24 protein-coding genes and 2 pseudogenes are annotated in these 26,434 nt (G+C 64.5%); 15 read left to right on the top strand and 11 right to left on the bottom strand.

The window, feature by feature from the left end:
- The 11 genes from FOC84_RS00330 to FOC84_RS00280 all read left to right on the top strand — a co-directional run bounded on the left by FOC84_RS00330 (position 1) and on the right by FOC84_RS00280 (position 9,923).
- Positions 1-1,455, top strand: a complete 1,455-nt coding sequence (locus FOC84_RS00330) for a 2-hydroxymuconic semialdehyde dehydrogenase (protein ID WP_079366526.1) — start codon at positions 1-3, stop codon at positions 1,453-1,455.
- Positions 1,452-2,318, top strand: coding sequence for an alpha/beta fold hydrolase (locus FOC84_RS00325; protein ID WP_173142686.1), 867 nt, complete (start codon positions 1,452-1,454; stop codon positions 2,316-2,318). The genes FOC84_RS00330 and FOC84_RS00325 overlap by 4 nt, the downstream gene beginning before the upstream one ends.
- Before the next feature lie 23 nt (positions 2,319-2,341).
- Complete coding sequence (dmpE, locus tag FOC84_RS00320; protein WP_008328863.1) at positions 2,342-3,127, top strand: 2-oxopent-4-enoate hydratase; 786 nt, start codon at positions 2,342-2,344, stop codon at positions 3,125-3,127.
- Positions 3,128-3,146: 19 nt separating this feature from the next.
- Entirely contained in the window at positions 3,147-3,935 is a 789-nt protein-coding gene (gene dmpH / locus FOC84_RS00315; RefSeq protein ID WP_008328869.1) for a 2-oxo-3-hexenedioate decarboxylase, read from the top strand.
- A 260-nt stretch (positions 3,936-4,195) separates the two neighbouring features.
- A complete protein-coding gene (locus FOC84_RS00310) occupies positions 4,196-5,110 on the top strand; it encodes an acetaldehyde dehydrogenase (acetylating) (RefSeq protein ID WP_008328875.1) in 915 nt (304 codons plus the stop codon).
- Between the two features lie 13 nt (positions 5,111-5,123).
- On the top strand, positions 5,124-6,164 hold the full coding sequence (gene dmpG, locus FOC84_RS00305; RefSeq protein WP_008328878.1) for a 4-hydroxy-2-oxovalerate aldolase: 1,041 nt from the start codon (positions 5,124-5,126) through the stop codon (positions 6,162-6,164).
- Positions 6,165-6,176: 12 nt separating this feature from the next.
- Entirely contained in the window at positions 6,177-7,154 is a 978-nt protein-coding gene (locus FOC84_RS00300) for a Bug family tripartite tricarboxylate transporter substrate binding protein (protein WP_008328880.1), read from the top strand.
- A gap of 17 nt (positions 7,155-7,171) precedes the next feature.
- A complete protein-coding gene (locus FOC84_RS00295) occupies positions 7,172-7,363 on the top strand; it encodes a 2-hydroxymuconate tautomerase (protein WP_008328882.1) in 192 nt (63 codons plus the stop codon).
- A 63-nt stretch (positions 7,364-7,426) separates the two neighbouring features.
- The gene (locus FOC84_RS00290) at positions 7,427-7,654 is read left to right on the top strand and encodes a cis-(methyl)benzoate dihydrodiol dehydrogenase (RefSeq protein ID WP_008328886.1); all 228 of its coding nucleotides are present in this window, start codon (positions 7,427-7,429) and stop codon (positions 7,652-7,654) included.
- A 43-nt stretch (positions 7,655-7,697) separates the two neighbouring features.
- Positions 7,698-9,086, top strand: a complete 1,389-nt coding sequence (locus tag FOC84_RS00285) for an amidase (RefSeq protein WP_173142685.1) — start codon at positions 7,698-7,700, stop codon at positions 9,084-9,086.
- Between the two features lie 42 nt (positions 9,087-9,128).
- A complete protein-coding gene (locus tag FOC84_RS00280; RefSeq protein WP_008328897.1) occupies positions 9,129-9,923 on the top strand; it encodes a 2-keto-4-pentenoate hydratase in 795 nt (264 codons plus the stop codon).
- 307 nt (positions 9,924-10,230) lie between these two features.
- Here the strand turns inward: FOC84_RS00280 and FOC84_RS00275 are convergent.
- A pseudogene (locus tag FOC84_RS00275) lies at positions 10,231-11,232 on the bottom strand (IS1595 family transposase).
- A 137-nt stretch (positions 11,233-11,369) separates the two neighbouring features.
- Between FOC84_RS00275 and FOC84_RS00270 the strand changes: the two are divergent.
- Together FOC84_RS00270 and FOC84_RS00265 are read left to right on the top strand one after the other, a co-directional pair.
- Positions 11,370-12,050, top strand: coding sequence for an SOS response-associated peptidase (locus FOC84_RS00270; protein ID WP_173142684.1), 681 nt, complete (start codon positions 11,370-11,372; stop codon positions 12,048-12,050).
- Positions 12,051-12,090: 40 nt separating this feature from the next.
- A complete protein-coding gene (locus tag FOC84_RS00265; RefSeq protein ID WP_173142683.1) occupies positions 12,091-12,858 on the top strand; it encodes a DUF1883 domain-containing protein in 768 nt (255 codons plus the stop codon).
- Between the two features lie 43 nt (positions 12,859-12,901).
- Here FOC84_RS00265 and FOC84_RS00260 read toward each other — a convergent pair whose 3' ends face one another.
- On the bottom strand, positions 12,902-13,273 hold the full coding sequence (locus tag FOC84_RS00260) for a thermonuclease family protein (RefSeq protein WP_173142682.1): 372 nt from the start codon (positions 13,271-13,273) through the stop codon (positions 12,902-12,904).
- 145 nt (positions 13,274-13,418) lie between these two features.
- Here FOC84_RS00260 and FOC84_RS00255 point away from each other — a divergent pair, with 145 nt between their 5' ends.
- Positions 13,419-16,289 (top strand): Tn3-like element IS1071 family transposase, encoded by a 2,871-nt coding sequence (locus tag FOC84_RS00255; protein ID WP_013397097.1) that lies wholly within the window; start codon positions 13,419-13,421, stop codon positions 16,287-16,289.
- Here FOC84_RS00255 and FOC84_RS00250 read toward each other — a convergent pair.
- The 9 genes and pseudogenes from FOC84_RS00250 to FOC84_RS00210 form a co-directional block, all read right to left on the bottom strand.
- Positions 16,258-17,127 (bottom strand): annotated as a pseudogene (locus tag FOC84_RS00250) (Tn3 family transposase); the annotation flags it as partial. The gene FOC84_RS00255 and the pseudogene FOC84_RS00250 overlap by 32 nt on opposite strands.
- Positions 17,128-17,201: 74 nt before the next feature.
- A complete protein-coding gene (gene istB / locus FOC84_RS00245) occupies positions 17,202-17,996 on the bottom strand; it encodes an IS21-like element IS1600 family helper ATPase IstB (protein WP_011255145.1) in 795 nt (264 codons plus the stop codon).
- The gene (gene istA, locus FOC84_RS00240) at positions 17,986-19,542 is read right to left on the bottom strand and encodes an IS21-like element IS1600 family transposase (protein WP_011255179.1); all 1,557 of its coding nucleotides are present in this window, start codon (positions 19,540-19,542) and stop codon (positions 17,986-17,988) included. Before istA ends, istB begins: the two co-directional genes overlap by 11 nt.
- Positions 19,543-19,693: 151 nt before the next feature.
- Entirely contained in the window at positions 19,694-20,611 is a 918-nt protein-coding gene (locus FOC84_RS00235; RefSeq protein WP_015060643.1) for a LysR family transcriptional regulator, read from the bottom strand.
- 32 nt (positions 20,612-20,643) lie between these two features.
- The gene (locus FOC84_RS00230) at positions 20,644-21,651 is read right to left on the bottom strand and encodes a ferredoxin--NADP reductase (RefSeq protein ID WP_014386263.1); all 1,008 of its coding nucleotides are present in this window, start codon (positions 21,649-21,651) and stop codon (positions 20,644-20,646) included.
- Between the two features lie 16 nt (positions 21,652-21,667).
- Positions 21,668-22,312 (bottom strand): aromatic-ring-hydroxylating dioxygenase subunit beta, encoded by a 645-nt coding sequence (locus FOC84_RS00225; protein WP_014386451.1) that lies wholly within the window; start codon positions 22,310-22,312, stop codon positions 21,668-21,670.
- On the bottom strand, positions 22,309-23,655 hold the full coding sequence (locus tag FOC84_RS00220; RefSeq protein WP_015060642.1) for an aromatic ring-hydroxylating oxygenase subunit alpha: 1,347 nt from the start codon (positions 23,653-23,655) through the stop codon (positions 22,309-22,311). The genes FOC84_RS00225 and FOC84_RS00220 overlap by 4 nt, the downstream gene beginning before the upstream one ends.
- Positions 23,656-23,699: 44 nt before the next feature.
- Positions 23,700-24,455 (bottom strand): type 1 glutamine amidotransferase, encoded by a 756-nt coding sequence (locus FOC84_RS00215; protein ID WP_015060807.1) that lies wholly within the window; start codon positions 24,453-24,455, stop codon positions 23,700-23,702.
- Between the two features lie 28 nt (positions 24,456-24,483).
- Positions 24,484-25,965, bottom strand: a complete 1,482-nt coding sequence (locus FOC84_RS00210; protein ID WP_173142681.1) for a glutamine synthetase family protein — start codon at positions 25,963-25,965, stop codon at positions 24,484-24,486.
- Between the two features lie 292 nt (positions 25,966-26,257).
- On the opposite strand from FOC84_RS00210, the gene FOC84_RS00205 reads away from it, so the two are divergent.
- A complete protein-coding gene (locus FOC84_RS00205; RefSeq protein ID WP_014386447.1) occupies positions 26,258-26,401 on the top strand; it encodes a hypothetical protein in 144 nt (47 codons plus the stop codon).
- The last annotated feature ends 33 nt before the right edge of the window (positions 26,402-26,434 follow it).

The raw sequence follows: 26,434 nt of genomic DNA, 5'->3' as shown, positions 1-26,434 counted from the left end.
ATGAAACAGTTCCTGAACTTCATCAACGGCGATTTCGTCGCCACCGCCAAGACCTTCGAAAACCGCAACCCGGCCACCAACGAGGTCGTAGGTCTGGTGCACGAGGCCGGTCAGGCCGAGGTCGACGCGGCCGTGGCCGCGGGCCGCGCCGCGCTCAAGGGCGAGTGGGGCACGATGAGCGTGGTCAAGCGCGCCGAACTGCTGCACGCGGTGGCCGACGAGATCAACCGCCGCTTCGACGACTTCCTCGCCGCCGAACTGGCCGACACCGGCAAGCCGCGCTCGCTGGCTTCGCACATCGACATCCCGCGCGGCGCCGCCAACTTCAAGATCTTTGCCGACATCGTCAAGAACGTGCCGACCGAGAGCTTCCAGATGACCACGCCCGACGGCGGCACGGCCATCAGCTACGGTCTGCGCACGCCCCTGGGCGTGGTCGGCGTGATCTGCCCCTGGAACCTGCCGCTGCTGCTGATGACCTGGAAGGTCGGCCCGGCCCTGGCCTGCGGCAACACCGTCATCGTCAAACCCTCGGAAGAAACCCCCGCAACCGCCACCCTGCTGGGCGAGGTGATGAACGCGGTCGGCGTGCCCAAGGGCGTGTACCAGGTGCTGCACGGCTTCGGCCCCGGCTCGGCCGGCGAATTCATCACCAAGCACCCGGGCGTCAACGGCATCACCTTCACCGGCGAGACCCGCACCGGCGAGGCCATCATGGCCGCGGCCGCCAAGGGCGTGCGCCCGGTGTCGTTCGAACTCGGCGGCAAGAACGCCGGCATCGTGTTCGCCGACGCCGACTTCGACAAGGCGATCGCCGGCATCACGCGCAGCGCCTTCGAGAACTGCGGCCAGGTCTGCCTGGGCACCGAGCGCGTCTACGTGCAGCGCCCGATCTTCGACAAGTTCGTCGCCGCGCTGAAGGAAAAAGCCGAGGGCCTGAAGATCGGTGGTCCCGACATGCCGGGCGTGGGCATCGGCCCGCTGATCTCGGCCGAACACAAGCAGAAGGTCATGGGCTACTACGCCAAGGCCAAGGCCGAGGGCGCGACCGTCGTCACCGGCGGCGGCGAACCGGCCATGACGGGTGAGTACGCCCACGGCCACTTCGTGCAGCCCACCATCTGGACCGGCCTGCCCGAGAGCGCCAGCGTGATCCGCGAAGAGATCTTCGGCCCCTGCTGCCACATCGCGCCCTTCGACACCGAAGAGGAAGCGATTGCCCTGGCCAACGCCACCGACTACGGCCTGGCCACCACCGTGTGGACGCAGGATCTGGGCAAGGCCCACCGCATGGCCGCGGCCATCGAAGTCGGCCTGTGCTGGATCAACAGCTGGTTCCTGCGCGACCTGCGCACCGCCTTCGGCGGCAGCAAGGCCTCGGGCATCGGCCGCGAAGGCGGCGTGCACTCGCTGGAGTTCTACACGGAACTCAGAAACGTGATGGTGAAACTGTGAACGCCCCTCACAACCCCGAAGTCGCCTGCAGCGTCCGCACGGGCGCGTTCAACACCAACGTGCACGACCTCGGCAGCTCCAAGCCGGGACAGCCTCCGGTGCTGTTCATCCACGGCTCCGGTCCGGGTGTGAGCGCCTGGGCCAACTGGCGCCTCGCCATGCCGGTGATTGCACGAGACCGCCGCGTGATCGCGCCCGACATGGTGGGCTTCGGCTACTCCGACCGCCCGGCCGGCATCACCTACAACATGGACACCTGGGTCCAGCAGGCGCTGGACGTGATGGACGCGATGGGCGTGGAGCAGGCCGACGTGGTGGGCAACAGCTTCGGCGGTGCGCTCTCGCTGGCGCTGGCGATCCGCGCGCCCCAGCGCGTGCGCCGCCTGGTGCTCATGGGCTCGGTCGGCGTGCCCTTCCCGATCACGCCGGGCCTGGACGCGGTCTGGGGCTACGAGGCGTCGCTGGACAACATGAAGCGCATCATGGACGTGTTCGCACACAACCGGGGCCTGATCACCGACGAGCTGGCCGAGCTGCGCTACCAGGCCAGCGTCCGCCCCGGCTTCCAGGAATCCTTCTCGGCCATGTTCCCGGCCCCGCGCCAGCGCTGGGTCGACGCCATGGCCAGCCCCGAATCGGCGATCCGCGCGCTGCCGCACGAGACGCTCATCGTCCACGGCCGCGAGGACCAGGTGATTCCGCTGCAGACCTCGCTCACGCTGAGCCAGTGGATTCCCAACAGCCAGCTGCACGTGTTCGGCCACTGCGGCCACTGGACGCAGATCGAACACGCCGCGCGCTTCGCCCAGCTGGTGTCGAACTTCCTCGCCGAAGCCGACGCGCAGGGCGCCGCGTCCGCCTGACCCCTTTTCCCACACAGAACACCATGGACAACTCCAAGATCCAGCACTACGGCGACGAGCTCTACCAGTCGCTGCTCGACCGCCAACCCGTCGCTCCGCTGACCGACCGCGAAGCGGACATCACCATCGAGGACGCCTACCAGATCCAGCTGCGCATGATCCAGCGCCGGCTGGACGCGGGCGAGCGCGTGGTGGGCAAGAAAATAGGCGTGACGAGCAAGGTCGTGATGGACATGCTCAAGGTCAACCAGCCCGACTTCGGCCACCTGCTCTCGGGCATGGTCTACAACGAAGGCCAGCCCATCCCGGTGAGCAGCATGATCGCGCCCAAGGCCGAGGCAGAGGTCGCCTTCATCCTGGCGCGCGACCTCGAAGGCCCCGGCGTCACCGCGGCCGACGTGCTGCGCGCCACCGACTGCGTGATGCCGTGCTTCGAGATCGTCGACTCGCGCATCAAGGACTGGAAGATCAAGATCCAGGACACCGTGGCCGACAACGCCTCCTGCGGCGTGCTCACGCTCGGCGGCCTGCGCAAGAGCCCGCGCGACCTCGACCTCGCGCTGGCCGGCATGGTGCTGGAAAAGAACGGCGAAATCATCAGCACGTCCTGCGGCGCATCGGTGCAGGGCTCGCCGGTCAACGCGGTGGCCTGGCTGGCCAACACGCTCGGCCGTCTGGGCATCGGCCTCAAGGCCGGCGACATCATCCTCTCTGGCTCGCAGTCGCCGCTGGTGCCGGTGGTCGCGGGCGACAGCCTGTATTGCAGCGTCGGCGGCCTGGGCGGCACGTCGGTGCGTTTCGTCGCCTGAGCGGGAAGGAAACAACCACATGAAACTCGACAAGAACACCCTCGCCCAGCTCGCCGAGCACCTGGAAAACGCCGAGCTGAAGGCGCACGACGTCACCAAGATCACCGACGACCACCCGGACATGGACTGGGACGACGCCTACGCGATCCAGGACCTGATCCGCGCGCGCAAGGAAAGCCGTGGCCACAAGACGGTGGGCCTCAAGTGCGGCCTGACCTCCTACGCCAAGATGAAGCAGATGGGCGTGGACACGCCGGTCTTCGGCTTCGTCAGCGACTACATGGCCTGCGCCGAAGGCAGCGACATCAAGACCTCCGAACTCATCCACCCCAAGGTCGAGGCCGAGATCTGCGTCGTCACCAAGGCGCCGCTCAAAGGTCCGGGCTGCCACGTCGGCGCCGTGATGGCCGCGATCGACTTCGTGATCCCCGGCGTGGAGATCATCGACAGCCGCTACCGCGACTTCAAGTTCGACCTCAAGAGCGTGATCGCCGACAACACCTCGGCCTCGCGCTTCGTGATCGGTGGCCGCGCCCGTCGTGTGGAAGACCTGGACCTGCGCACGCTGGGCGTGGTGCTGGAGAAGAACGGCCAGATCGTGGCCATGGCCGCCGGCGCCGCCGTGATGGGCCACCCGGCCGCCGCCATCGCCGCCCTGGCCAACCACCTGGGCGCGCGCGGTCAGGAGATCCCGACGGGCAGCTTCATCATGACCGGCGGCGTGACCGAAGCCATTGCGGTGCAGGCCGGCGACAGCGTGAACGTGCGCTTCCAGGACCTGGGCACGGTTGGCATGCGATTCGTCTGAGCGCCGCCCTGAGCCGCCTGCACCCATGAACGCACCCGCCACCCCGTCGCGCGCCGTGACCGTGCTGGTCACGCGCCGGGTCGCACCCCAAGGCGTGGCCGGCTTCGAGACGGCCATGGCCGGCATGATCGAGGCAGCGACCCACTTCCCCGGCCACCTGGGCGGCCAGCTGGTGCGCCCTGGCGAGGCCGGCGGGTGGACGGTGGCGTGGTGCGCACGCTCACCTGAACCTTTTTTCTTCTTCCCCCAGGAGTCAACCCATGACCAAAAAAATCAAGTGCGCCCTGATCGGGCCCGGCAACATCGGCACCGACCTGCTGGCCAAGCTGCAGCGCAGCCCCTTGCTCGAACCCGTGTGGATGGTGGGCATCGATCCCAACTCCGACGGTCTCAAGCGCGCCAAGGAGATGGGCATCAAGACCACCGCCGAGGGTGTGGACGGCCTGATCCCGCACATGAAGGCCGACGGTGTGCAGATCGTGTTCGACGCCACCAGCGCCTACGTGCACGCCGAGAACTCGCGCAAGGTCAATGAGCAGGGCGCGATGATGATCGACCTCACGCCCGCCGCCATCGGCCCCTACTGCGTGCCGCCGGTCAACCTCAAGCAGCACGTCGGCCAGCGCGAGATGAATGTGAACATGGTCACCTGCGGCGGCCAGGCCACCATCCCCATGGTCTACGCGGTCAGCCGCGTGCAGCCGGTGAGCTACGGCGAGATCGTCGCCACCGTGTCCAGCAAATCGGTCGGTCCCGGCACGCGCAAGAACATCGACGAGTTCACCCGCACCACGGCCGGCGCGGTCGAGAAGGTGGGCGGCGCCAAGAAGGGCAAGGCCATCATCGTGATCAACCCGGCCGAGCCGCCGCTGATCATGCGCGACACGGTGCACTGCCTGGTCGAAGGCACGCCCGACGAGGCCGCGATCACGAAGTCGGTGCACGACATGATCAAGGAAGTGCAGAAGTACGTGCCGGGCTACAAGCTGGTCAACGGCCCCGTCTTCGACGGCAACCGCGTCTCGGTCTTCATGGAGGTCGAGGGCCTGGGCGACTACCTGCCCAAGTACGCCGGCAACCTGGACATCATGACCGCCGCCGCCGCGCGCACCGCCGAGATGTTTGCCGAAGAAATCCTGAAGGGCGAGCTCGTGCTCGAACCCGTCGCCGCCTGATCCGGAGCACCCAATGAGCCAGCAAAAAATCACCCTGCACGACATGACCCTGCGCGACGGGATGCACCCCAAGCGCCACCTGATGACGCTCGAACAGATGAAGAGCATCGCCTGCGGCCTCGACGCCGCCGGTGTGCCGCTGATCGAGGTCACCCACGGCGACGGCCTGGGCGGCTCCAGCGTCAACTACGGCTTCCCGGCCCACTCCGACGAGGAGTACCTGGGCACCGTGATCCCGCTGATGAAGCAGGCCAAGGTCTCGGCCCTGCTGCTGCCCGGCATCGGCACCGTCGACCACCTGAAGATGGCGCACGGCCTGGGCGTGCACACCATCCGCGTGGCCACGCACTGCACCGAAGCCGACGTGAGCGAGCAGCACATCACCTTCGCCCGAAAGCTCGACATGGACACCGTGGGCTTCCTGATGATGGCCCACATGAACAGCCCCGAAGGCCTGGTGAAACAGGCCAAGCTGATGGAGGGCTATGGCGCCAACTGCATCTACATCACCGACTCGGCCGGCTACATGCTGCCCGCCGACGTGAAGGCCCGCCTGCAGGCCGTGCGCGACGCGCTCAAGCCCGAGACCGAGCTGGGCTTCCACGGCCACCACAACCTGGCCATGGGCGTGGCCAACTCGGTCGCCGCCATTGAATGTGGCGCCACCCGCATCGACGCTGCCGCCGCCGGCCTGGGCGCGGGCGCAGGCAACACGCCGATGGAAGTGCTGGTCGCCGTGCTCGACCGCATGGACGTGCAGACCGGTGTGGACGTCTGGAAGATCCAGGACGTGGCCGAAGACCTGGTCACGCCCATCATGGACTTCCCGATCCGCATCGACCGCGACGCGCTCACGCTGGGCTACGCCGGCGTGTACGGCAGCTTCCTGCTGTTCGCCAAACGCGCCGCCGTCAAGTACGGCCTGTCGGCGCGCGACATCCTGGTCGAACTGGGCCGCAAGAAGATGGTCGGTGGCCAGGAAGACATGATCGAAGACACGGCCATGACCATGGCTCGCGCGCGAGATGCGCGCGAGCAGAAAAAAGCGGCCTGAGGAACGCACCCTATGCAACGCAGAGATTTCATCGCCTCCGTGGGGGCCGGCCTGGCCCTGGCACCCGCCGCTGGTTGGTCGCAGGACGCCTACCCCGCCCGTCCCGTCAAGCTCATCGTGCCCTTCCCACCGGGTGGACCCACCGACATCATGGGCCGCACCGCCGCCAAGGCCATGGGCGACGCGCTGGGCCAGTCCTTCGTGGTCGAGAACAAGGCCGGCGCCGGCGGCAACATCGGCACCGACGCGGTGGCCAAGGCCGCACCGGACGGCTACACCATCGGGCTGTCGGCCATCAGCAGCCTGGCCATCGCGCCCTACCTCTACGACAAGCTGCCGTTCCAGGTGGAAAAGGACTTCGCCCCGATCTCGCTGGTGGGCACCACGCCCTGCGTGATCGTCGTGCACCCGAGCGCACCGTTCGCCGACCTCAAGGGTCTGGTGGCCTACGCCAAGGCCAACCCGGGCAAGCTCGGCTACGCCACGTCCGGCATCGGCACCAGCAACCACCTGGCGGCCGAGCTGCTGCAGTCGGTGGCCGGCATCGAACTCACCAACATCCCCTACAAGGGGTCGAGCCAGATCGTGCCGGACCTGCTCTCGGGCACGGTGATCATGAGCATGGAAAGCTCGCTGGCCACCACCTTGCAGCACATCCGCAGCGGCAAGCTCAAGGCGCTGGCCGTCACCTCGCCCACGCGCGCCAAGGCCCTGCCGGACGTACCGACCGTGGCCGAGTCCGGTTACCCCGGCTTCGCGGTGGAGACCTGGTTCGGCCTGGTCGCCCCCGCCGCCACCCCGGCCGCCGTCGTGCAGAAGCTGCACGACGCCTGGGCCAAAGGCGCCAAGACCGCCGAGGCCCAGGCCGCGTTCGACAACATCTCCGGCAACCTGCGCGTCACCACGCCCCAGGAGTTCGACGCCTTCATCAAGGCCGAGAACAACCGCTGGGGTGCCCTGATCCGCAAGCTGGACATCAAAGCCAACTGACCCAGGAGACCACCACCATGCCGTTCGCACAGATCTACATACTCGAAGGCCGCACGCCCGAGCAGAAGAAGGCCGTGATCGAGAAGGTCACCCAGGCGCTGCACGAGGCCATCGACGCGAAGAAGGAAACCATCCGCGTCTGGATCCACGAAATGCCCAAGGAGAACTGGGGCATCGCGGGCGTCAGCGCCAAAGACCTCGGCCGCTGACCAGGACCGGAATCGCCGCCCAGCGCTACCAGGGGCGCGTGGTGCAGGCGGCCCTGCAGGCCCATGGCCGCGTCGACGCGTCGGTGCACAACGTGGGCGGCACCATCTGGGTGCGTCTCGCCCGGTGCCATCGACAACGGCCAGCGCATCGTGCCGCGCAACCCGCAGCCGCTGAGCGAGGCCGAGACCGGCTGGATGAAAGCCATCTACACCCAGTTGCTGCGCGACACGCCGATGAACCGCCTGGGCACACCAGAAGAGATCGCCGCGGACTTGGCGGCCGGGTGGTGACAATGGGACACACCCTGTTCACCACACCCCGAGGAGAAGGCCCTTGAACGCTGCCCACCTGTCGCTGGCCGAGCACGCCGCCCGCCTGCGCCGCCGCGAACTGACGGCGGTGGCCCTGATCGACACCTGCGCGCAACACCACGCGCGCATGGAACCCCGGCTCAACGCCTACAAGACCTGGGACGGCGCGCGCGCCCGCAGCGCCGCCGCTGCGGTCGACACCCTGCTGGACCAGGGCCAGGACCTGGGCCCGCTGATGGGCTTGCCGGTGTCGGTGAAGGACCTGTACGGCGTGCCCGGCCTGCCGGTGTTTGCGGGCAGCGACGAGGCCCTGCCCGAAGCCTGGCAGGCGGCCGGCCCGCTGGTCGCGCGGCTGCAGCGGCAACTGGGCATCGTGGTCGGCAAGACGCACACGGTCGAGTTCGCGTTCGGGGGTCTTGGCGTCAACGCCCACTGGGGCACGCCCCGGAACCCCAGGTCACCCCACGAGCACCGCGTGCCAGGCGGGTCCAGCGCGGGCGCGGGCGTCTCGCTGGTGCAGGGCAGCGCCCTGCTGGCGCTGGGCACCGACACCGCCGGTTCGGTGCGCGTGCCCGCGTCCATGACCGGACAGGTGGGCCTGAAGACCACCGTGGGGCGCTGGCCGGTCGAAGGCATCGTGCCCCTGTCGTCCTCGCTCGACACCGCGGGCGTGCTCACCCGCACGGTGGAAGACCTGGCCTACGCGTTCGCCGCCCTCGACACAGAGAGCCAGGGCCTGCCCGCGCCTGCCCCGGTGCGCGTGCAAGGACTGCGCGTCGGCGTGCCGACCAACCACTTCTGGGACGACATCGACCCGAGCATCGCCGCCGCCGTGGAAGCGGCCGTTCAGCGCCTCGCCCAGGCCGGCGCGCAGGTGGTCCGGTTCCCGCTGCCGCACTGCGAGGAAGCCTTCGACATCTTCCGCCGCGGCGGCCTCGCAGCGTCCGAACTCGCGGCCTACCTCGACCAGCACTTCCCGCACAAGGTGGAGCGGCTGGACCCGGTGGTGCGCGACCGCGTGCGCTGGGCCGAGCAGGTGTCTTCCGTCGAGTACCTGCGGCGCAAGGCCGTGCTGCAGCGCTGCGGCGCGGGCGCGGCCCGGTTGTTCGACGACGTCGACGTCCTGCTCACGCCCACCGTGCCCGCCTCGCCGCCGCGGCTGGCCGACATCGGCACGGTGGAGACCTACGCGCCGGCCAACATGAAGGCCATGCGCAACACCGCCATCAGCAACCTGTTCGGCTGGTGCGCGCTGACGATGCCCGTGGGCCTCGACGCCAACCGGATGCCGGTGGGCCTGCAGCTGATGGGGCCGCCGCGCGCCGAAGCGCGGCTGATCGGCATCGCGCTCGGCATCGAGGCCCTCATCGGCCAGGGCCACGCGCTGCTGGGCGCGCCCGACCTGCCATAGCCGGCGCGCCCCACCCTCAACCTTTCCAGGCGGAGCCCCCCCATGACCCAGACGCCCAACCAACTCGCCGAAGCGATCTGGGCCGCCCGCCAGGCCGGTCGGACACTGGACGCCGCAGCCACCATCGGCACGCCCGACCTCGCCACCGCCTACGCCATCCAGCGCGCGCTGCTCGGCCTGCGCCTGGCCGCCGGCGAGCGCGTGGTCGGGTGGAAGCTGGGTTACACGTCGGAAGTGATGCGCCGCCAGATGGGCATAGCCCGGCCCAACATCGGGCCGCTGACCGACCGGATGCTGCTGAACTCGGGCGACGCGGTGCACGAGCGCCTGGTGCAGCCGCGGGTCGAACCCGAGATCGGGCTGCGCCTCCAAACCGCCCTCGACGCGCGGCACGCGCCCGTCGACCGCCACACCGTGGTCGCCGCCGTGGAGGGCGCCTACGCCTGCCTCGAAGTCGTGCACTCCACCTGGACAGGCTACCGCTTCAACCTCGAACAGAACACCGCCGACAACTCGTCCGCCGGCCAGGTCGTCGTCGGGCCACGCCTGCCGGTGACCGACCTGATGGCGGCGGGCACCGTGGCGGTGCGCCTGCACGACGGCAGCCACCACACGCTGGGACAGGGCGTGGGCGCCGATGCCGACGGCCACCCGCTGGACGCGGTGGCGCGGCTGGCGCGGGAGCTGGCCGCGTTTGGTCAGCGGCTGGAGGCGGGTGATCTGGTGATCACGGGTGGGCTGACAAAGGCTTGTGAGCTGGAGGTGGGGGGGAGGTTGACGGGAGTGTTTTCGTTTGGGGACGCTTGGTCGGTAGATGTGACTGTGCGGCGTCTGTGAAACGACACTTGATAGGTGCGGATCGCCTGCACATCAACCCGGTCAACGAACGGCTCCATCAAAGACGCCAGTGCAGCGTGAGCGGTCGCGTGACACCTTGACCAGTGAGCGGCCGGTGGAGGCGCCTCTACGATGGCCTGCAGAGAGGTCGAGTGACAGCCACCAGCCTTGTGCGGACTTCGGCCGCGATCAAATGAAGCGCTGCCACGGGTCGGCGCCGAGCCGACCGCGCAAGCCCTTCCTCAAGCAACTGTATGCCTGCAAGGGGTATCCGCTTAGCTCCATCAGCCCCATTGACACTGTGATTTCATCCAGCAATGGTATCCGATTGCCTCTCCCCGGTGTTCTTGCTCACGACATCCCCATACATCACTGGCGGCGTCACCACCGCTTGCTGCAGCAAGCGTTAAAACAGCATCCCGCGTGAGCTGGATGTGCGCCGGTTGAAACGGAACACGAATTCATCGAGATAGGCGTCCAGGTGTTCGGGTTGCACAGAACCGTGGTGCGTTCCCAGCACCCAGCGCTGTACCAACGAGGCGACCCGGTGCACTCCCGCCATGGAGACATGGGCAGGTACGCCTGAGCCGAGCATGACGGTGCGCTGGTGGGTGTAACCCAGCTCTCCCAGAGCGCGGTATGCCGCCGAACCATCCGTGCGGACCTGGGCTCCGGGCTCGACCACTTCCTGCACGAAGGGGATGACATGGGTGGCGGAGTCTCGGTCAATGCGGCGCAACCGGATGCGCCCAAACCCCTTGGGTTCCATGATCTCCACCGCCATGACCATCAACACTTTGGTGGTGCTGCTCTTGCGCCCTGCAGAGGTAGCGGGATTCTTGCGATCCGTAATGGACAGGTACGTTTCATCCACCTCGACAAGCCCCTTGAGCTTGTCCCGGCCCGGACGAACCATGGCGCGTCGAAACCGGTGCAGCATCGTCCAGGCGGTCTGGTAGCTCCCCAAACCCAATACGCGCTGCAGCCCCAGGGCGCTCACGCCTTGCTTCTGATTGGTCAGGTACCACGCCGCAGCCAGCCATACACGCAGCGGTGTGCGCGTCTTGTCAAAGATGGTCCCAGAGGTCACCGTGCCCTGGTACTGGCATGCCCGGCACATCAGGCGGGTCCGGCTGGCGCGGTACACATCACCAGCGTTGCCGCAACGCGGGCAGACGAAGCCTTGGGGCCAGCGCAGCTTCTCCAGGAACGTCTGGCAGGCCTCTTCGGTGGCAAACCAGTCAAGAAATTCGTTCCAGGTGCGAGGGTAGTCCTGCCCGGGAGTCGGCGTTAGCATCTGGGTTTCCATCCAGCTATTCTGGCGCTGCTGGAGCTAAATAGATACCCCTTACATTTGCACAGTATAAATTACAGGCACCCTTCGCTACCCCACCACCTCAATCCCAATGGACTTGCCTGCCCATTTCGCGGGCGCGAAAATCAGCCATGTGCAACCGCTACACACCCCCTGCCCTGCTGGACATAGAACGTGAGTGGGCGGTCGGCAGGCCCAATCCGATGCGCTGGTGGGATGAGGTTCTTTTCCCACGCGGAACAGGCCCGTTCATTCGCCGGGCGCGAGAGTCGGCGAGCTACGAGCGCGAGCTGGTAGCCGGGCAATGGGGACTGATCCCCTGGTTCGCAAAGGAACCCAAGCTCAAGTACCCGACGAACAATGCGCGCAGCGAGGAACTGGCAGACAAGGCCAGCTACAAGCACCCTTGGGCTCGGGGCCAGCGCTGCATCATCCCCGCCAGCGACTTCGATGAACCCAATTGGGAAACCGGGCGCAATGTCTGGTGGCGGTTCAAACGGGTCGATGGTGCGCCATGGAGTCTTGCAGGGCTATGGAACGTCTGGACGGACAAGGCTACAGGCGAGACGCATGAGAGCTACACGATGTTGACCATCAACGCGGATACGCACCCGCTTATGAAGCGCATGCACAAGCCCGACCCGAAAGCACCTGCGGACGCACAGGACAAGCGCAGCGTAATTCCGATTGAAGCGGGCGATGTGGACACTTGGTTGGCGGGAACCGTGGAGGAAGCAAGTCGGTTGCTGCAGCTCGCCCCCGTCGAGTTGTTCGATGCCGGGCCTACTAGTCCAGATTCCTTAAAAACATAGTCCCAGCATAATTCATAACGGATTAATACAGGAGCAGCCATTGAATTTTCTTAAGTACGATTTGGGAAATCGCAAACGCGGCGAAATTGTAGAGATTACTTTAACAAAAGGCGCTAATGTGCGCCTAATGACAAGCTCTGAATTTTCCAACTACAGAAATGGGAAAAATCACAGATTTATTGGTGGACTCGCGAAACGCTCTCCTGTTCGGCTTCAAATAAATAGCTCAGGCCATTGGTATGTCGTCGTTGACATGCAAGGACTGCAAGGCAGCACAAATGCCTCGGTTCGAGTTCTGCCTGGCGCTTTGCCTGAGATACAGGAAAGGCCTCTTTCAGAAATTCCAAGCCTGGTTCGCGAACATATACCAACCCCAGCAGAATCAGGAGGTCAAACGCATGATGTATTCATTTCCCATGCTTCCGAAGATAAAGATGAGTTCGTGCGCCCGTTAGCAAACGCTTTGATCCAACACGGGTTAAATGTTTGGTTCGATGAAATGACGCTAAAAATCGGAGACAGTTTGCGTCAAAAAATTGATAAGGGACTTGTCAACAGTAGAGTTGGGCTTGTCGTTCTTTCACCGTCTTTCATAAAAAAAGGTTGGACTAATTATGAACTAGACGGAATCGTTACAAGAACCGTATCGGGCGAACAGGTGCTTCTTCCAATTTGGCACAACATAACAAAACAACAAGTGGTTGATTTCAGCCCCTCTCTCGCCGACAAGGTAGCTCGCAGCACTGCCACACACACAATCGACGAAATTGCACAGGAAATAGCCGACCTCCTTCATTCAAAAGAATGAAAACTGTCCCCCGTAAAGAGCGCCGCCAACTAGGGTAAAGAAATTAATCTCGCGTGGTGGCGTGCTCGCGTTTGCTACGTCGATACTCCCACGGGGGCACTGGCTCAGGATCAACCCATAAGCCGCGCCTGCTGGCCTGGGCCTGCCTTTCCAATTCGTAGAGCCCACGGTCTTTCGCATACTGGCGATAGACCCAAGCCATGCCTTCGCGCACCATTTGCGCGTTCACGTCCACGTTCCCGAGATAGACAGTGCCGATGACTCGGCCATAACGATCACGCCCCGTCTCGGCCACACGGACCGACTGGCGAAACACCAGCTCGGCGAGCGCCTGCCTGGATCGCGTGCCGAAGGCTTGCCGCTTCTCGGGTGCATCAATTTGGGCCAGACGCACACGCACCGGCTGACGGTTCACGGGGTCTCCTCGTTTTCAGTGCAATAAGTGACGGTACGCAAAGCTAGCACTGGCGCGGGGGTGGTCTGGGTAGACCGTTGATTTCATTGACTTTCCTGTTCGCTTTGTAAACGGGTATGGTGGCCTCCCACTTTTGAGGTTCACGATGCAGGGTTGGCACACAACGTTTTTGGGGATGCGTGGGCTCCCCCGCGATATCAGCGACTTCGAGATGAAGGCATTTTTCACCTTCGATGGTGCCGAGCGCGACGCAATCAATGCACGCCGAGGTGATTCCCACAAGCTTGGTCTGGCGCTCCATATTGGTTTCCTGCGCATGAGTGGGCGTTTGCTCGGTGCCTTTCGGGTAATTCCAGTAGCCTTGTGGCGCCACCTTGGCAACGAGCTTGGCATTGCAGCACCAGAAGTCGCCTCGCTGAGAGCCATGTATGAACGCGGGCGCACGCTATTCGATCACCAACAAGTAGCCTGCACGGTCCTTGGATTCCAGTGGATGAGCGAGCACCAGCGCCGCTCACTGGTACGTGAACTGCGCGACGAAGTGGCGCGCTGCGCCGACCGCGATCAGCTACTCGTGCGGGCGCGTCAATGGCTGTACAAGAACAAGCTGGTGATCGTGCACGAGCGGGCAATTCGGACACTGATTGCGGCGGCACTTGCCCAGCTTGAAGTTGAAACAGGCACCGCCATCGCCGCCAGCGTTGATCCAGCAACACTTGATCGCTGGCGAGCCTCAGTTTCAGAGCTGCGCCCAGATGGACAAACCCAGCAGAGTTGGCTATGGGCTGCACCGGCGAAACACTCAACCCGCCAAATCAGCGAGGTACTGGAGCGCATCGACCTGCTTTACACGCTGGACGTTCATAAGCACCTGGCAGACATCCCCGATCTCATCTTGCGCCGCTACGCGCGCCGACTTGTCTCCAGGCCGCCCTCAGCCGGAGCCAAGATCAAAGAGCCAGCGCGCACCGTGGAGGTCGCATGCTTTCTTCGGTATTGCCTGTTCACCACCACAGACCAGTTGATCCTTATGGTGCAGCGCCGGATCGCCGATCTGTGGCGTCAGGCTGCCGCCGATGTCCCCGCTACCGTCAATTGGGCCGCAATGTACAAAACGCTGCTCGGCGAACTTGTTGCCTTGAGCGCGCAAGGTGCGGTGCCAGATGCTGAGTTGCGTGCCCGTCTTGAAGCCTTGATCACCGAAACCCAGAAACGCAAACCACCGAGCAGGGCCTCCCTGGTCCGCGAGGGATTGATTGATGGAATTCGCCCCGTGCGGTCGTTGCTCGTCGCCATTGCAAAGCTGCCCTGGCAGGCCACCGGCGAGCATCCTGCCATCGAGTACCTTGCCAAGCTGCAAGCTTTATATCTCAAAGGATCCAGAAAGCTGCCAGTTGAAGTGGTGGCACCAAGTCTGGGAATGATCTGGCAGGTTTCGATCTCCAGCCCAGACCGGGAACGGGCGTTTCAGGCGTTGGAGGTGGCCACCCTGTTTGCCCTGCGCCGCGCGGTGCGCAATGGCTCGGTCTGGATTGAGCACAGCCTGAGCTTTCGGGGTCGTGCGCGCTTGTTCTTCACGGACGAGCGTTGGCAGGCAGAGTCCAAGAAACACTATGCCCGTCTATCGTTACCCAGCAAGGCTGCCACTTTCTTGAAGCCTTTGCTGGCCAGAGTAACTGCCGGTGTCGATGCGGTGGCCGCTGCAGCCCGCAGTGGCGTACTGCGCGTGGATGATGAACTCCATTTGTCGCCATTGCCCGCAGAGGACGAAGACCCAGAAGTGACCAAGCTGCGCGCGGCTTTGGATCACCGCATCGGTGAGGTTCAATTGCCGGAAGTGATTCTGGCCGTTGACGCCCAGGTGCGCTTTAGCTGGATCATGCTCGGACGTGAGCCGCGCTCTACCGACGAGCTGCTGATGGTCTATGCCGGCATCATGGCCCACGGCACCAGTCTGACTGCGGTCGAATGCGCGCGCATGATTCCGCAATTGTCTGCCACCAGCATTCGCCAGGCCATGCGCTGGGCGCGGGACGAACGGCGTCTGAGCCAGGCCTGCCAGGCTGTGCTGGAATTCATGCAGCGACACCCGATTGCCGCCACCTGGGGGCGGTCCGATTTGGCATCTTCTGACATGATGAGCATGGAGACCACCAAACGGGTGTGGCAAGCCCGGCTTGATCCTCGGCGCAACACACCTTCCATTGGAATCTACTCCCATGTAAAAGACCGGTGGGGCATCTTCCATGCGCAGCCCTTTGTGCTCAATGAGCGCCAGGCGGGCGTGGCCATTGAAGGTGTCATCCGCCAAGAAAAGCTGGAGACCAGCCAGCTTGCTGTGGATACCCATGGCTACACCGACTTTGCCATGTCACATGCCCGTTTGCTTGGTTTTGATCTTTGCCCGCGGTTGAAGGAACTCAAACAGCGCCACCTCTTTGTGCCACGCGGCACCAAAGTGCCCGCAGAAATCGCTGCGGTGTGCGAAGCCAATGTCGACGTCGCTTTGATCGAAAAGCATTGGGATAGTCTGGTGCACCTGGCAGCCTCGGTCATGAGCGGACATGCCAGTGCGGTGGCAGCTCTTGCGCGGTTCGGTTCTGCCGCCCAGGGCGATCCAATCTATGAGGCTGGCGTGCAATTGGGGCGGTTGCTGCGTACGGCGTTTTTGGCTGACTACTTTGTCAAGGACGCTTTCAGGAACGAGTTGCGCCGGGTGCTCAATCGGGGCGAGGCTGTTAACGCCCTCAAGCGCGCCATTTATACCGGCCGGATCAGCCCGGCGCAGGCCAAACGTGTCGATGAAATGCAGGCTGTGGCCGATGCGTTGAGCCTGATGGCCAACATCGTGATGGCGTGGAATACCTCACAGATGCAGGCGGTCCTGGATCGCTGGTCGAACCGCCGCCAGGTCATTCCACCGGAACTGATCGGGAAGATTGCGCCCACCAGGGGTCGTCTCAGAAAACGGAGAATAAAGCACGTTAAGCCGATTGCAGAGGTCGCAACGGCCTGAACTTGCCCGCGCCGATCTTGGCGCTGCTGCGCCAGAGGTAATCGCCGGTCAGATTGATGTGTTCCCAGCCCAACGGCGACAGGTACTGCAATAGCGTTTCATCGACGGCATGGCCGTTGCTACGCAACGCATGCGCTGCGCGCTCCAGGTAGACCGTGTTCCACAGCACGACAGCCGCCGTCACCAGATTGAGGCCGCTGGCCCGGTAGCGCTGCTGCTCAAAGCTGCTGTCGCGGATTTCGCCCAGCCGGTTGAAGAACACGGCGCGGGCCAGTGCATTGCGTGCTTCGCCTTTATTCAGCCCGGCATGGACGCGGCGGCGCAGCTCAACGCTTTGCAACCAGCCCAGGATGAACAACGTCCGCTCGATGCGCCCCAGCTCACGCAGGGCGACAGCCAGGCCGTTTTGGCGCGGATAGCTGCCGAGTTTCCTAAGCATCAGCGAGGCCGTCACCGTGCCTTGCTTGATCGAGGTGGCCAGGCGCAGAATTTCGTCCCAATGGGCGCGGACGTGCTTGATGTTGAGAGTGCCGCCGATCATCGGTTTCAGCGCGTCATAGGCGGCTTCGCCTTTCGGGGTGTAGAGCTTGGTGTCGCCCAGGTCTCGGATGCGCGGTGCGAAGCGGAAGCCCAGCAGGTGCATCAAGGCAAAGACGTGATCGGTGAAGCCCGCCGTGTCCGTGTAATGTTCCTCGATGCGCAGGTCGGACTCGTGGTACAGCAGGCCGTCAAGCACGTAGGTGGAATCGCGCACGCCGACATTGACCACCTTGTTGTGGAACGGCGCGTACTGGTCAGAGATGTGGGTGTAGAACGTCCTGCCTGGGCTGCTGCCATATGTTAATTTCCATGCAACCCTGAGCCGGCATTTCCATCGAATCTTGATCCACCCTTTTTGCAAGCCTGGAAGGCTCACGGTGTGGATAAGTTCTTGGTTTTCTCCTTCTTGGATTGTGCCGGCAGCGCCGAGCTGTTCTTGAATCGGAAGCTGTCGTTGCCAGTTTCCAGGATATGGCAGTGGTGCGTAAGCCGGTCCAACAGCGCCGTCGTCATCTTCGCATCACCGAACACCGACGCCCATTCGCTGAAGCTCAGGTTGGTCGTGATCACGACGCTGGTGCGTTCGTAAAGCTTGGACAGCAGGTGGAACAGCAAGGCCCCACCGGACGCGCTGAATGGCAGATAACCCAGTTCGTCGAGGATCACCAGATCGGCGTACATGAGCCGGGTGGCGATCTGTCCCGACTTGCCCTGCGCCTTCTCGACCTCCAGCGCATTGACCAGTTCGACCGTGGAGAAGAACCGGACTCGCCGGTGATGATGCTCGATGGCCTGCACACCGAGCGCCGTGGCCAGGTGGGTCTTACCAGTGCCCGGGCCCCCGACCAACACCACATTGTTGGCCTCCTCCAGAAACTCGCAACGGTGCAACTGCCGCGCCAGCGCCTCATTGACTTCGCTGTGGGCGAAGTCGAAACCGGCCAAGTCCCGGTACACAGGGAAACGGGCCACCTTCAATTGGTAGGCCACGGAGCGCACCTCGCGCTCGGCGGTTTCCGCCTTGAGCAGTTGGGCCAGGATGGGTTGTGCCGCCTCGAACGCCGGTGCCCCTTGTGCGGTCAGCTCGGCCACGGCCTGGGCCATGCCATACATCTTGAGCTCTCGCAGCATGATCACGATGGCGCCGCTGGCAGGGTCATGACGCATGACGCACCTCCTGGGCTGTGCGGGCAGCCGCGGGGCGGCGCAACTGGTCGTAGCGCAGCACGTTGGCTTGAGGTTCGTTGACCAAGCGCAGGGCCTGTGGTGCCGTCACCGGCGCCGCAGGCGCCGGCTCCCCTTCCAGCAAACGATGCAGCACGTTCAGCACATGGGTCTTGGTCGGCACGCCAGCTTCCAAGGCCAGCTCCACGGCGGCCAGCACGGCCTGTTCATCGTGGTGCAGAACCAGGGCCAGGATCTCCACCATCTCCCGGTCGCCACCCGATTGGCGCAGCAACATGGCCTGCAGCCGTTTGAAGGCTGGCGGCAGTTCGGCGAACGGAGCACCGTTGCGCAAGGCACCGGGCTTGCGCTGCAGCACCGCCAGGTAGTGACGCCAGTCGTAGACGGTCCGACCACCGACGTCGTGGCGCCGGTCGATGAGGCGCGTGTGCTCGCACAAGATCTGACCTTCGGCGGCGACCACCAGCCGCTCGGCGTAGACCCGCAGACTCACCGGCCGGTTGGCGTAGGAGGCCGGCACGCTGTAGCGGTTGCGCTCGAAGTGCACCAGGCAGGTGGGCGAGACCCGCTTGGTGTGTTCGACGAAGCCGTCGAAGGGGCGCGGCATCGGCATCAGGGTGGGCCGCTCCTGCTCCCAGACATCGGCCACCGTGCCTGGCAGCTTGCCGTGGACGATCTCGCGCCACAAGGTCTTGCAGCGGTTCTCCAGCCACTCGTTGAGTTCGGCCAGGGTTGGAAACGCCGGCACGGGTTGCCACAGCCGGTGACGCGCATCACGCACGTTCTTCTCCACCTGCCCTTTCTCCCAGCCCGAGGCCGGATTGCAGAACTCGGCCTCGAACAGGTAGTGGCTGACCATGGCGCTGAAACGGGCGTTGACGTCGCGCTCCTTGCCCCGGCGCACCTTGTCCACGGCGGTGCGCATGTTGTCGTAGATACCGCGCCGGGGAATGCCACCCAACACCGCGAAGGCATGGTTGTGCGCATCGAACAGCATCTCGTGGGTTTGCAGCGGATAAGCCCGCACGGTGAAGGCGCGACTGTGGCTGAGCTTGAAGTGGGCTACCTGCAGCTTGGTGCGCTCGCCGCCGATGACGGCCCAGTCTTCGCTCCAGTCGAATTGGAACGCTTCGCCAGGACCGAAGGCCAGCGGCACGAAGGTGCCTCGGCCGGTGGTCTGCTGCGCTTCCTGACGTTGCTGCTGCCAGACTCGGGCGAAGGCGGCTACCCGGCCGTATGAGCCTGGGTAGCCCAGGGCGGACAGGTCGGCGTGGAGTTGCTTCACGGTGCGCCGCTGCTTGCGCGACTTGCCCGCTTCGCTCTTGAGCCAGCCTGAGAGCTTCTCGGCGTAGGGATCGAGCTGGCTCGGACTGATGCGCCGAGGGTAGTGCGGCTCCGCCACACCCGCGCGCAGGTACTTCTTGATGGTGTTGCGAGACAGGCCGGTGCGCCGGGCGATCTCTCGGATGGACAACTGCTCGCGCAGGGCCCAGCGTCTGATGACACTTAATGTTGCCACGTCAATCACTCCTATGCTCCTGCCGAAAAAATCAGCAGGTTAGGGTTGTTACGTGGATCAGTTTTAGACGGAAATTACCGGGTTAAGCTGAGGCCAACGTTGGCGATAGTGACCGGCAGCGCCGCCAAGCGCGGGCTGGTGGTCAGGACAGGGAGCGAGGTCATTGAGGCCATGTCGCCATTTCTTCCTGCAGCCTGTCGGCCAATTCGCGCTGCCAAGCTGCCAGCAAGTCAAAGCGGCTGACCAGCCACAGCTCCGTTTCGAAGAAGAGCTTTTCGGGGTACGGCACCAGTTCGGGATAGTCAGCGGCAACGAACTTGGGCAGCAGCGCCACGCCGTGGCCCAGCGCGCACAGGTGCGCCATGGGCACGAAGCTGTCCGACTGCACGCGCACCTTGCCCGTCAGGCCGAACTTGGCCCAGTCCAGGTTGGCGTAGGTGAAGTTGTGATCCTGGTGGAAGAACTGCAAGTTCATGGCCAGAAGGTCGTGGTCGTCGACAAACGCGGGATTTGACGCACTCGTGTCGTGGCGCGCCAGGTACGCGCGGCTGGCGTAAGCGCCCACGGCCACCGCACCGATCTTGCGTACGCGCAGGGAATTGCTGTTGCGCACAGGCCGTGCTAGCCGCACGGCGATGTCCACCTGGTCTTGCTCCAGATTGACGAAGTGCGTCTCGGTGGTGATGTTGAGCAGCAGCCGAGGAAATTTCTCCCCCAGCGCGACGAATACTGGCGCAAAGCGCTTGGCGAACACGTCCATCAGGCTGATGCGCACCACGCCCGCGCCTTCCTGGTGATTCTGAGAGAAGCTGCGCGCCGCCTCTTCCATGTGCTGGGCAGCGCTGACCAGCGCGTGCAGGTCGGCCGAGGCTTTCCAGCCGGCCTCGCTGCGCACGAACAGAGTGCGACCGAAGCGCTGCTCCAGCACCCGGATGCGCCGGCGCAGGGTGGAGTCGTCGATGCCTTCCATGTCGGCTGCAACTTCGTAGCTCCCGTGGCGCTCCAGCGCGAGGAAGGCGCGGATCAGGTCCCATGGAGGTGTGGTGGTGCCGTCTCGGGTCATGGTGCATGCTTTCATCGATGGCTTCAGGCTTTCTGGGGCTTGCAGGTTCAGGAAAAGCGCAGCCGCACCTGGGCGCTGGCGGCGCGCGTGCGGCAGGCCAGCAGCCAGCCTTCTGCAGCATCGTCTTCGTCCAGCACCGAGCTGTCGAGCCGCAGCACCTCGCCGTCCACCAGGCGGCACATGCAGGAGGCGCATTCGCCAACCCGGCAAGCGTGCGGGACGGCCAGCCCGGCGTCGAGCATGGCGCCCAGCAGGAATTGCCCGCCGCGCACCGACACGGTATGCGTCTGCCCCTTGAGCTGAACCGTCAGCTCGGCGTCGGGACCCTCGGCGCCCGTTTCCACCGCGCCCTCCAGCGCAGCGCCGAAGTCCTCGCGGTAGACGCGACTGGGCTCGATCCCAGCCGCTGCCAGCGCAGCCAGAACGGAGTGCATGAAGGCCTCGGGGCCGCAAAGGTAGGCGTCAGCAGCCTCAAGGCCCTGGGTCTGCGCCTCCAGCAGCGCCTGCGTGGGCAGGCCCTGTTCGGCGTCATACCAGTGGCGTATCTCCAGCCGCTGCCCGCTACCCGCCTGTAGCGCCTGCAACTCAGCCAGTAGCATGGCCGTGGCTCGGTCGCGGCAGGCGTAGAACAGCCGTACCTGGGGCGCGCCTTGCAGCAACGCTTGGCGCGCCAGCGCGAAGATGGGCGCAATGCCACTGCCGCCGGCATACAACAGCACTGGTTGGCCATGCCGCGCCAGTGTGAAGCGCCCGGCGGGCGGAAGCACCTGCAATCGTTGGCCCGCTCGCGCGTGGTCGCACAGCCAATTGGAGACGCGCCCACCCGCCACGCGGCGCACCAGCACGCTGATCGCCTGCCCATCCTCGGGCGCACTGGTGATCGAATAGCAGCGCCAATGTTCATCGCCTTGCACGGGGACGGCAAGCGTCAGGTACTGGCCAGACTGGAAGGAAAAACGCTGCCGCTGCCCGCCGTCCACGCCCAGGCTCAGCAGGATGGCGTCGCTGCCTTGCGGTGAAACAGCGGTGACGGTAAGAGAATGTGCCAGTTTCATGCGCTGCCACCTCCCCTCACAAAAAGAACGAGTTGTTGCCCTGCAGGCAGTCGCTGTCGATCAGGTTGACCTGCTTGAGCACGATGACTAGCCCCTGGGCGCTCTGGCGCAGCACGAACCCGTTCCAGCCCGCGAGCACACGGTTGTGGCCCTCGCGTGACTCGGCCAGAGTGAAGCTGTAGCGCGCGCGCCATTCATTGCCACGGTCCGGGCTGGGCCACACTTCCAGTCCGCCCCAGTGCCGCGCCGTGCGCGAAGTCGGGAACTGCGAGAAGGCCAGCCCGGTGCCCAGGCGGCTCACACGGTCGAGCAGACGGCGCCGGTCGTGGAATTCCAAGGTGACGTATTGGCGCGGGTCGGGCGCGGGCGCGCCCGCCGGCACCCAATAGGCGCATTCCTCGCCATACAACGCCAGCCAGCGCTCGTAGGCGGTCTTGTCCATCGAGCCCTGATCGAGCAGGCGAGCTTCCAGTGTCAGTAGTTGTGCCACCTGCTGCGTTTGCGCGGCGTCAGCGCCCTGGGTGCGCACGGCGGCCTGGGCCAGGTCGTCCGAAGCGGCGAGAAGCCAGTCGTAGAACGCCGGCACCACGTAGAGCGAGGGAGGCTGGTGGCGGTAGGCCGGAACGGCGGCAGCTTGGGCCAGATCCTGGGCGGCGTTCATGGCAGCTTCCCCTTGTTCATTTGCAGCGTCGGGCGGGCTTGCATCAGCCGCTTCCACTGAGCGTAGTAGTTGCGCATGTGAATTTCTGTGGTCACCGGGCCGCTGACCACGCCATCGGGACCGGGCACATCCTTGCCGGTCTCCCAGTGGCGACCCATGTCCACCCATTCGTCCTCGGGGCTGTTCATAAGGCCGCGTTGGCACTCTTCGAAGTTGGCGGCGTCGTCCATCTCGCCCATGACGGGGAAATCCTCCTGCGTGCGCAGGCGCATGGTGTTGACCTCTGCGTCCACGTCTCTGCGCCGGGTGGCATGCCAGCTTACCGAGGTTTCGCCCACCGCCAGAGGCTGGATCACCTGCACCTGGTTGCCGATCAGCGCCAGATTGGGAAAGATGTTGAGGTTCATGCCCGCCCCGACAGTGGTGTCGAGCACGCGTTGGGCCTGATCGCGGCTGTGGGTGGCGGCCACGTGGGCCTCGTAGGGCTCACGCCCCGGCTGCGGGCGCTGCTCGCGCCAGGCGGAGTTGCCGTGCATCTCGGGACGCTGGTCGACCACCGTATGCCCGTTGTCGAGCGCGTTGTTGCTCATGCGGGAGCGGTCGGCGTCGGCGAAGTAGGCCATGTCGCCGCCACCGTAGCGTTCCTTGGTCATCACCAGCAGCGACTGGTGCGAGAACGGCACGTGGTAGCCGTCGCCCGCGTTGTCCCAGACCAGTTTCCAGTTGCAGCCGACGCGAAAGCGCTGAGCGCCGGCCAAGACGATGTTCTGAGCGCCCCCATTGTGCTCGATCCAGGCGTCCAGATAGCGTGTGGCATTGCCGAGGTGCTCGGCCAGGGGCGGCGCCTCGGAGTTCAGGGTAGCGAAGATGAAGCCCTTGTACGACGCCACCTGCGCAGGCCGCGCAAGGTGCATGTCGCGCGCCTTGAAGGCCGGGCCATAGGCGTTCTTGCCGGGAATGCCGAACAACTGACCTCGGTTGTCGAAACGCCAGCCGTGGTAGGGGCAGGTGAAGTTGGCGGCGTTTCCTTGGTGCTCGCGGCAGACGGTTGCGCCGCGGTGCGAGCAACGGTTGGAGAACACGCGAATTTGCCCCTCTTCGTCGCGAGTCACGATGACCTCGCGGGTGCCCAGCCAGGCCTGCCGGAAATCGTTGGGCTCGGGGATCTCGCTTTCATGGGCCAAGTACACCCAGCTGGCGGCGTACACATGGTCCATTTCGCGGGCAAAGATGGCGGGGTCGGTATAGACGCGGCGGTGTACACGGTCTGGCTGCACCAGGTCGTCCCATTCATCGGCGGCGGATTCCCCGGCCGGAACGGCGGCAATATGAATTACTTTCATCGTTTTCTCGCAATTCGGTTGAATCTGAAAATCGCGGCTTCAGTTCATGTTGTTTCGGTAAGCGTGGGCACAGCCGCGGGAGCCAGGGCGCCTTCGTCCAGTAAGCGGCGGCCCAGCGCGATGACGGCGTCGGGAGACAGAGGCTGGCTGGCTTCCTGTTCTACGTGCGCCCACTGCTCGTCGTCGAACAGCGCGCGGTGGTAGGCCATGAACTTGTCTTTCAGGAACTGACGGTCCACCTCGGGGTGCCCCTGGATGCCCAAGATGCGGCCCTGCACCAAGAACACCTCGTGGGGGATGGTCTGCGACGACGCCAGCAGGACGCTGCCCGGCGGCAGTGCCGCCACGCATTCGCCGTGGCTTTGGACCAGCACGCTGGGCGCTTGCGCCAGCGCCGCGCCCAGCAGCTCAACGGCGACGGGGTCCCAGCGCAGGGCATCGACCCCCAGCTTGAAGCGCCCTGACGGGTTCCTGGCAACCCGTCCACCTAGGGCCGCCGCGATGGCCTGCGAGCCAAAGCACAGCCCGATCAGGGGTGAGCCTGCCTCGTCGCTAACGCGGCGAATCAGCGCCAGCAGGTTGCTCACCAGGAGCGAATCGGCATCGTCCACTACCGACATTGGGCTGCCGCTGATGACGTAGCCGTCGTAGCCCATCGCCCGCTCCAGGAAGCCGTCGCGCGCGGGTTCCAGCACGTCCCACTGCTCGCCCGCGCGACCGAAAGTGGCGATCATTTTTTCCTGCAAGATCTCGTCTCCGGGTACTTCAGTGCACCAGAGCACGGCATATTTCTTCTTCACGGTGTCTATGAGCGTTACCTGGTTCAGTTCAGAACAGTTCGAAGTACTCGCGATGCTCCCAGTCGGTGACGGGGTCGCCCGCCATGTCCACGTCGGCGCCTTCGGCGGCCACGAAGCGCGCCCATTCGCTGCGCCGCAGGTGCAGCCAGTAGTGGATGAACTCTTCGCCGAAGGCTTCGCGGAAGAAGCTGGAGCCCTCCAGCACGTCCAGCGCCTCGGCCAGGTTGCGCGGCAGGATCGGAACGTCGGCGGCATAGGGCGTTTCCTGCAGAGGGCCGGGATCGAGTTGGCGACGAATGCCATCGATCCCCGAGAAGAGCTGCGAGGCCAGATACAGGTAGGGGTTGGCCGCCGGCTCGCCGACCCGGTTTTCCACACGGCTGGCTGAGTCTTCTGGGGCGGCGATCACGCGCGCCATGGCGGCGCGGTTGTCCTCGGCCCAGGTCACCCGATCCGGGGCCAGAGAGAACGGGCGTCGGCGTCGGTAGCCGTTAACCGTGGGGGTGGTGAAGCTGGAGGCCGCACAGGCATGTTTGAGCAGGCCACCGACATAGGCCCGGCCCAGCGCCGACAGCGGCTCGCCCGTCTGCGGAACGAAGGCATTGACGCCGGAGTCGCGCGCCGCCAGCGACTGGTGCAGATGCCAGCCCGAGGCACAGAAACCCTCAATCTTGGGTTTGCACATGAAACTGGCAAGGTAACCGCGCCGCCGACAGATTTGCTTGACTGCGTTGCGGAACAACACCATGGTGTCGGCCATGTCCAGGCCGGACATGACGTCGAAGGTGGTCTCCATCTGGCTGGGCCCCCATTCATCCTCGATGCTGCGCAACGGCATGCCCAGCGTCAGCAGGTGCTGGCGCACCTCGGCCATGATGGGTTCGACCTCGTCCAAGTGATTTTCGAGCAGATAGGAGTAGCCCTTGGCGACCGGCATCACCTTGGGCGGTGCCGCCGGTGTGCCGGGGCCACCCAGCGTCTCGGGCTCCAGGCAGGGGTCGACGATGCGCGTCAAGTACCACTCCACCTCCAGGCCACCATGGAAGTCATAGCCCAGATCCGCCAACTGCCCCAGCGCTTTCTTCAACAGGGCACGCGGGCTCAGCGGGAAGGGCCGACCGCTACGCATGTACAGATCGGCCAGCATCCAGCCCGTGCGATCAGCCCAGGGCAGCACGCGGAAGGTGGTGGGGTCGGGCACCATCACCACGTTAGGGCTGCCCGCCAACTCCGGGTTGCCAAGCCCGCCATCCGAGGAAAAGGGATTGAACACGATGGCGCTGGCCGTGTCGAAGAAAAAGGGCGACATGGTGATTTCCGAGCCGCTGCCGAATGCGGAGCGCAAGGCTGCCACCGACAGCATTTTCCCGCGCAGCAGACCATATTGATCCGGCCATGAGAGGCGAATCATCTGAATGCCGTCCTGCTCGATTTTCTTCAGCACTTCAACGGCCGCCGCCTTCTGGGCGTCGGACCACAAGCCGTGCCGATCAATGAATTTCTGGCTCATTTTTTTCTCCGGGTTTTCCGGCATAGATGCCGGTTGTTTAGAATTAACGAATTACCCAACCATCTGCCACCAGATCAGTTCAGCACGCATTAAATTTGCCAATCAAAATTATGTTGATTTCCTGAGAACCTGAAAGGAAAAACATGCGAAACCTATTCGCAAAAATGCGAGTGATGCAATGGTTTTTTCAACCACCCCCCGCCACTTCGAGCCCTACGGCAACGCTAGGAGCCACGCGGCAGGCTAGGAGCGTGGGCGGCAGAAGCAGGGAATCCCCTGATGACCTGCGCACATGAGTGAGCGTTCAAGCTGCATGGCCATAAGTTACCGCCCCTACGAACCGCAACAAGAGATGCTGCTGTCCGCATCGCTGCAGGACTGGCTGCCTGCGGGGCACCTGGCCTACTTCATCAGCGACACGGTCGATGCGCTGTAAGCGTTCCGCGAACCCATCTTTCATCTCACCGTT

The organism is Achromobacter pestifer (genome assembly GCF_013267355.1).
In the GTDB taxonomy this organism is placed as follows: Bacteria; Pseudomonadota; Gammaproteobacteria; order Burkholderiales; family Burkholderiaceae_B; genus Achromobacter; species Achromobacter pestifer_A.
This window is presented reverse-complemented; position numbering and strand designations above follow the sequence as displayed.